Source organism: Staphylococcus sp. MSU001 (genome assembly GCF_052976705.1).
The window spans coordinates 88163-94685 of the sequence record NZ_JBRIKK010000009.1 but is presented as its reverse complement, the minus strand read 5'-3'; the positions used below and the strand labels follow the sequence as shown (position 1 = coordinate 94685).

Here is a 6523-nt window from a genome sequence, read left to right as displayed (position 1 = left end):
CTATTTATATAGGTAGAAAGGATGCTATGCAGAAATAATTTTTATATTTTCAATCTCAGATTCATCAATATCATATAATAAATCCCCCACTGCTAAGTGAATAGAATCTTCGCCACTTTCATTGTCGAAGCGATCATCATAGTTGGTAACTTTTCCAATGATTCGTTGTCCATCAGTAAAATCTATCACTACTTTTTCACCAATATATGTCCACAATTTCAATTTTCATCATCCTTTCCATTTGGAATAATGTGGCTCCCAGATTTTGAATAATGCACTGTGCCCCATTGAGTATTTATAAATTTTCCATAACGCCACCATTTAACGCATTAAATGCTTCAATAGATTCTAATAAAGACTTAGGTAAGTTGGGAGTAAATGTGATATCAATCTTTGAATAATCATGTAAATAAACGCCTGTTAAATTAATATTATTCAGATGTAACTTGTACCGCTTCATTAATCCTTTTTTAAATAAGCGTTCTTTAATTGCTCTAACCTGTTCTAAACCAAAAAGTTTATACTTAAATGAATTATTTAAGCTTAAAACATTACAAAATGGTAATAAGATAGCTAATTCAGACTTCTATAATAATTCCTATGATTACATATTTTGCAATGAATTTGGTGAGCCGCTTCCACGTTCAACTACACATAATACTATGATGTATGTCACTAAAAAATTACTTGGTAAAGGAAATGAATTAAGTATTCACAAACTAAGACACACACACGCTACCTTACTTCTAGAAAGCAATGTACCTATGAAAGTAATTCAAGAACGTTTAGGTCATAAATCTGAAGCTATTACTAGTGAAGTTTATAGTCACGTTACTAAAAAAATGAATGATAATGCTAAAGAAAACTTTGAGAAGTATATTAAGAATGTATTTTAAAATTAGTTGCCCAATAGTTGCCCATTCAAGTAAAATTTAGAATCGTTTTATATATAAGTTGCCCACTTTTATATAAAAAAGAAGCTAAGGCAAAATGCCTTAACCCCTTACCCCTATTAGGTTTCCCCTGAAATTGTTTAGCGCTTAGTATTGCTTAATATACTGTTCTCTTTCCCATTCGGATACTTGAGTTCTATAGTAATCCCATTCAATCGATTTTGAGTTAATAAATTGATTGTAAATATGATTACCTAAAGCGTTTTTAATTGATTTATTTTCACGCATTGCTTTTAACGCAGTGTATAAAGTTGAAGGTAAGTCTTGGATACCAACTGCTTCTCGTTCTTCACGATTCATTTCGTAGATATTTTGGTTTACTGGTTCTGGAACCTCAAGTTTATTCTCAATGCCATCTAAGCCTGCTTCTAAAATTGCTGCTAATGCCATGTACGGGTTAGCTGCAGGATCAACTGAACGTACTTCAATACGAGTTGATAGACCTCTAGATGTTGGAACACGTACTAAAGGTGAACGGTTTTTACCACTCCATGCAATATAACATGGTGCCTCGTAACCTGGTACAAGACGTTTATATGAGTTGACGATTGGATTACATACTGCAGTGAATCCTCTAGCGTTTTTAAGGACACCAGCTGTAAATTGATAAGCAGTATCAGTCAATTGTAAATCACCTTCAGGATCAAAGAACGCATTCTCTTTTCCTTTAAATAGTGATACGTTGAAGTGCATACCACTTCCGTTTACACCAAATAATGGTTTTGGCATAAATGTGGCATGTAAATTATGCTTACGTGCAATTGTTTTAACAACTAGTTTAAATGTTTGGATATTATCACATGCTGTAACAGCGTCTGCATATTTAAAGTCAATTTCATGTTGACCTGGCGCTACTTCATGGTGGCTTGCTTCAATATCAAAGCCCATATCTTCTAATTCTAAAACGATGTCACGGCGACAATTTTCACCTAAATCTGTAGGAGCTAAATCGAAATAACCACCATCATCGTTTAATTCTAATGTAGGTTCGCCTTTTTCGTCTAATTTAAATAAGAAAAATTCTGGTTCAGGTCCTAGATTAAAATCAGTAAAGCCCATGTCTTCCATTCTTCTTAATACACGCTTCAAGTTAGCTCGTGGATCACCTTCAAATGGTGTACCATCTGTTTTAAATACATCACAGATTAGTCGTGCTACTTTTCCTTGTCCAGCAGTCCAAGGGAAAATAACCCAAGTATCTAAATCAGGATGTAAATACATATCTGATTCTTCGATACGAACGAAACCTTCAATAGATGAACCATCAAACATCATTTCATTATCTAATACTTTTTCTAATTGACTTACTGGAACTTCGACATTTTTAATAGTCCCTAAAATATCAGTGAATTGTAATCTTAAATATCTTACGTTTTCTTCTTCAGCAAATTTACGAATATCATCTTTTGTAAAACTACGTTTTGGCATGGTATAAATCCTCCAATTTTATTTAATAAATCGTGATAAATCGCCACGATTTATTGGTAATGTTTCACTACGTGGTTTCTGCGTTGCGTCAACAATCATTCTCTTTCTTGTCTCTTGTTCATCAGTAGTTAAATGCCCTTGCTCATCGAATATAATTTGTTTAATACCTCTAATATTAAATCCCTTTTCGATAAGAGACTTTATTTCTAACAACCTCTCTAAATCGTTCATAGAAAATAATCTCTTATTTCCATCTGTTCTTTCGGGCATCACAAGTTCATGTGTTTCATAGTAACGAATTTGTCTTGGTGATAAATCTGTCAATTTACTAACCACACTCATAGAGAAAACGGCCATGTTTCGTCTGATTGAATCATTAGACATTCCTTGAACCTCTCCTCTACTTTTGAACTTGTTATTAATTTAGCATAGTTTTACTTTAATTACAAAAGTATGTAAGGTTTTCTGACATAAACCTTCTAAACCTTATTATATCAATGTTTATTTATTAGTAATTAATTAAAATTAGAAATGAGAATGGCTTATAACACAAAAATTTTATAATTTTCCGACAATTTATATTGTTCGAAATAAAAAGAGATTGCTTTTCAAAGTATAACTAAGCTTAATAACTTTTATCTTAGGCGTAACAACTCTAAGAATAAGGCTAGAACATCGTCCATTCTCTTTATATCTATTACTTTTGGGGAGTCGAAAATCTTATCGAAAACAAACTCCTTATAACATCGTTATCATTTATATGATCTTTCTTTGATGATTTAATGAATCATACGAGAATGCTTTTATGCTATATCCTTATATTGAGCCTAATCTTTTATACTTTGATCTCAATCTCTTAAAAATTATAGTAAATTGTTATCTTGCATATCTTGCACCGCACGCGTAACAGCTAATTTGACATGTTCATAAGTTAAACCACCTTGAACATATGCTTCATAAGGCGGGCGTATAGGTCCGTCTGCAGATAATTCAATAGATGAGCCCTGAATAAATGTACCTGCAGCCATGATGACATCATCTTCGTATCCAGGCATATAGCTAGGTTCTGGACTAAAATGTGCGTTAATTGGTGAAGCGTGTTGTATACTTTGACAAAATGAAATCATTTGCTCTTTCGTCTCAAATTGAACCGTTTGAATTAAGTCTGTACGATAAACATTATATTTAGGGGAGGTCTTCATGTTTAGTTTTTCTAATAACAAACTAGTAAACAGTGCACCTTTTAAACTTTGGCTAACCACATGTGGTGCTAGAAAGAATCCTTGATACATTTCTTGTAGAGAATTAAGTGAGGCACCTGCTTCCTTACCAATGCCTGGTGCTGTTAAACGATAACCACAGCGTTCAATTAAATCTTGTCTCCCAGCAATATATCCTCCAATTTTAGCTAAACCTCCACCTGGATTTTTAATTAATGATCCGGCGATTAAATCAGCACCTACTTCAATTGGTTCTTTTTCTTCTACAAATTCCCCATAACAATTATCAACAAAAATAATGATATTGGGATAAACCTCTTTAATTGATTTTATTGCTTGTTCAATTTCATTTATTGTAATTGATGGACGTTGATCATATCCTTTTGATCGCTGAATTGCTACAACTTTTGTATTATCATTAATTTCAGTGATGACTTTAGGAATATCAATTCGACCGTCACGTAATTCGACTTCATTATAGCGAACACCATATTCTTTAAGACTTTCAACACCATTGCCATTTATACCAATGACTTCAAGAAGTGTATCATATGGACTACCTGTAATATAAAGTAGTTCATCATTGTTTTTTAACGTACTTTGTAAGGCTAAAGTAATAGCGTGGGTACCTGATATAATTTGAGGTCTAACAAGTGCGTCATCTGCTTTAAATGTGTACGCATAAATTTCTTCTAAATGGTCTCTCCCAAAATCATCATATCCATAACCCGTAGACCCGTGTAAATCACTTTCGCTAGCTTTAACATGGTGATAAGCATTTAAGACCTTTTCTTGATTAAATAATGCACGCTTTTCAATTTTCTTAAAGTAAGGAATAAGTGTGTTTTCAACTTCTTCAACTAAATTGCTAAAATCTTGCATAATCTGTCTTCCTTTTTATAATTTTTTAAATCCTTTGATACGATAAGATGCTTGCGTTTCGTCAAATATTAATTCAGTAACAAGCGTATGTTGTTTAAGAAAATATAATCTATCTGCATCAGCACTGTCTACAATTTCTTCGTATGGGCTGAGACTATTTTTTATTTCTTGAATTACTAAATTTTTTACCTTTTCTTTATCATTTTCATCACGACTAGATACAAAAACATGCGCAGATTTAGATACAGGTACATCCATCTGTTCGTTACATAAGTCTTTTTTATTAAAAATAACTACTTGTGGAATATGATCCATTTCTAAATCATTAATGATTTGATTTACAGTGTCAATTTGAGTACGGTATTCCGAATGACTTGCATCGACGACATGCATAAGTATGTCTGCACCTTTAGCTTCTTCTAGTGTAGATTTAAACGCAGCCACCAAAGTCGTTGGTAATTTTTGAATAAATCCTACCGTATCAGAAATAATTAAATTAAATCCTTCATTCACTTGTATTTGTCGTGTTTTGGGATCTAATGTTGCAAACAAAATATTTTTTTCATAGGTCTCCTCATTAGCTAAAACATTAAACCATGACGATTTACCCGCATTTGTATAACCAACTAAAGCGATTTGAAAAACTTGATTTTGTTCACGTTTATTTCTATATCTTTCCCGATGATCCACGACCGTTTTTAATTGATGTTTAATCTCATTCATACGTGTTCTAATATGGCGACGATCCATTTCTAACTTTGTTTCACCTGGACCTCTTGTTCCTATGCCACCACCAAGACGAGATAGACTTTTACCATGACCTTGTAGTCTTGGTAACAAATAGTCGAGTTGTGCAAGTTCAACTTGTAGCTTTCCCTCTCTACTTCTCGCTCGCAACGCGAATATCTCTAAAATTAATTGGGTTCTATCGATGATTTTAATGCCCAAATTATCATTTAACGTTTTAGACTGTGCCGTCGTTAATTCATCATTGGTTACGACAACATCTATATCATGGAATTCTATGAAAGATTTTATTTCATCGATTTTTCCTTTTCCAACATAATATTTATGGTCAAATTGCTCTCTATTTTGAGTGATTTGTCCTTTAACATTAAGTTGGCAAGTTTGTGATAAAGCATCAAGCTCTTCCATAGTAGATTCAAAATTAAATTGACGATCCGTTTGAGCATGTACACCGATTAATACAGCAGTTTCTCGATTATTTTTTGTTTCATAGGTCGCATGCTGTGTCACGTTATACATCTCCTTTTAAAAGTTACTCAAGACATTTTATCATAGAGTGTGAACAAAGACTAACTACACAAATTGTGTTAAATTAGATGTATAGCGAAAGGGTGATAATATGGAAAGTATTTATGATTTCGTTGTAGAAAAAAACAATGGTGAAAGTTATAAATTAGAGCAGTATAAGGGTGACGTTATGCTTATTGTCAACACTGCTAGCGAATGTGGTTTTACACCTCAATTCGAGGGTTTACAGAAGTTATATGATGAGTATAAGGATCAAGGATTTATTATTTTAGGATTTCCATGTAACCAATTTGGTGGTCAAGAACCAGGCTCGGGGGAAGAAGCTGCTCAAAATTGCAAAATTAACTATGGTGTGACTTTCCCTATTCATGAAAAAGTTGATGTTAAAGGTGATAATCAACATCCATTATTCCGCTTTTTAACAGACGCTGCTAAAGGTATGATAAACGAAAAAATCAAATGGAACTTCACTAAATTCTTAATCGACCGTGAAGGTAATGTGATTAAACGTTTTTCCCCTCAAAAGAAACCGGAACAAATAAAGTCTGAAATTGAAAAATTACTATCATAAATTTTAAAAAGAAAATGCTTCATCTAATGTTTTTGAACTGAATTAATAAATTCAATATTTACATTAGATGAAGCATTTTTTATTACAAACATTCCTTGGTTTGTGTTAAAGTGCTACGTTTAAAACATGTGCTTCAATATTTAATAACATTCTTAAATAAGTCAAAATATGACTTCTATTGAGTTGATGCATTA

The 6523-nt window shown here is 32.7% G+C and carries 7 protein-coding genes and 2 pseudogenes; 2 read left to right on the top strand and 7 right to left on the bottom strand.

All coding sequences use genetic code 11. From position 1 onward, the window contains the following. Positions 1-24 precede the first annotated feature (24 nt). The 3 genes and pseudogenes from ACVBFA_RS05970 to ACVBFA_RS05960 all read right to left on the bottom strand — a co-directional run. Positions 25-222, bottom strand: a complete 198-nt coding sequence (locus ACVBFA_RS05970; protein WP_002489940.1) for a hypothetical protein — start codon at positions 220-222, stop codon at positions 25-27. Further along, positions 219-278: a hypothetical protein gene (locus ACVBFA_RS05965; RefSeq protein ID WP_237624051.1), complete on the bottom strand. Its 60-nt coding sequence runs from the start codon at positions 276-278 to the stop codon at positions 219-221. Before ACVBFA_RS05965 ends, ACVBFA_RS05970 begins: the two co-directional genes overlap by 4 nt. A gap of 26 nt (positions 279-304) precedes the next feature. Then, positions 305-532 (bottom strand): annotated as a pseudogene (locus tag ACVBFA_RS05960) (phage portal protein); the annotation flags it as partial. Between ACVBFA_RS05960 and ACVBFA_RS05955 the strand changes: the two are divergent. Beyond that, positions 528-896, top strand: a pseudogene (locus ACVBFA_RS05955) (tyrosine-type recombinase/integrase); the annotation flags it as partial. The pseudogenes ACVBFA_RS05960 and ACVBFA_RS05955 overlap by 5 nt on opposite strands. Positions 897-1040: 144 nt before the next feature. Here the strand turns inward: ACVBFA_RS05955 and glnA are convergent. The 4 genes from glnA to hflX all read right to left on the bottom strand — a co-directional run bounded on the left by glnA (position 1041) and on the right by hflX (position 5749). After that, positions 1041-2381, bottom strand: coding sequence for a type I glutamate--ammonia ligase (glnA, locus tag ACVBFA_RS05950; protein ID WP_001829492.1), 1341 nt, complete (start codon positions 2379-2381; stop codon positions 1041-1043). Positions 2382-2399: 18 nt separating this feature from the next. Next, positions 2400-2765, bottom strand: coding sequence for a MerR family transcriptional regulator (locus ACVBFA_RS05945; protein WP_001829488.1), 366 nt, complete (start codon positions 2763-2765; stop codon positions 2400-2402). 479 nt (positions 2766-3244) lie between these two features. Then, positions 3245-4483, bottom strand: coding sequence for a methionine gamma-lyase family protein (locus ACVBFA_RS05940; RefSeq protein WP_002487412.1), 1239 nt, complete (start codon positions 4481-4483; stop codon positions 3245-3247). A 15-nt stretch (positions 4484-4498) separates the two neighbouring features. Continuing rightward, on the bottom strand, positions 4499-5749 hold the full coding sequence (gene hflX, locus ACVBFA_RS05935) for a GTPase HflX (RefSeq protein WP_080009616.1): 1251 nt from the start codon (positions 5747-5749) through the stop codon (positions 4499-4501). 100 nt (positions 5750-5849) lie between these two features. On the opposite strand from hflX, the gene ACVBFA_RS05930 reads away from it, so the two are divergent. After that, positions 5850-6329 (top strand): glutathione peroxidase, encoded by a 480-nt coding sequence (locus ACVBFA_RS05930; protein ID WP_002446329.1) that lies wholly within the window; start codon positions 5850-5852, stop codon positions 6327-6329. Positions 6330-6523 lie beyond the last annotated feature (194 nt).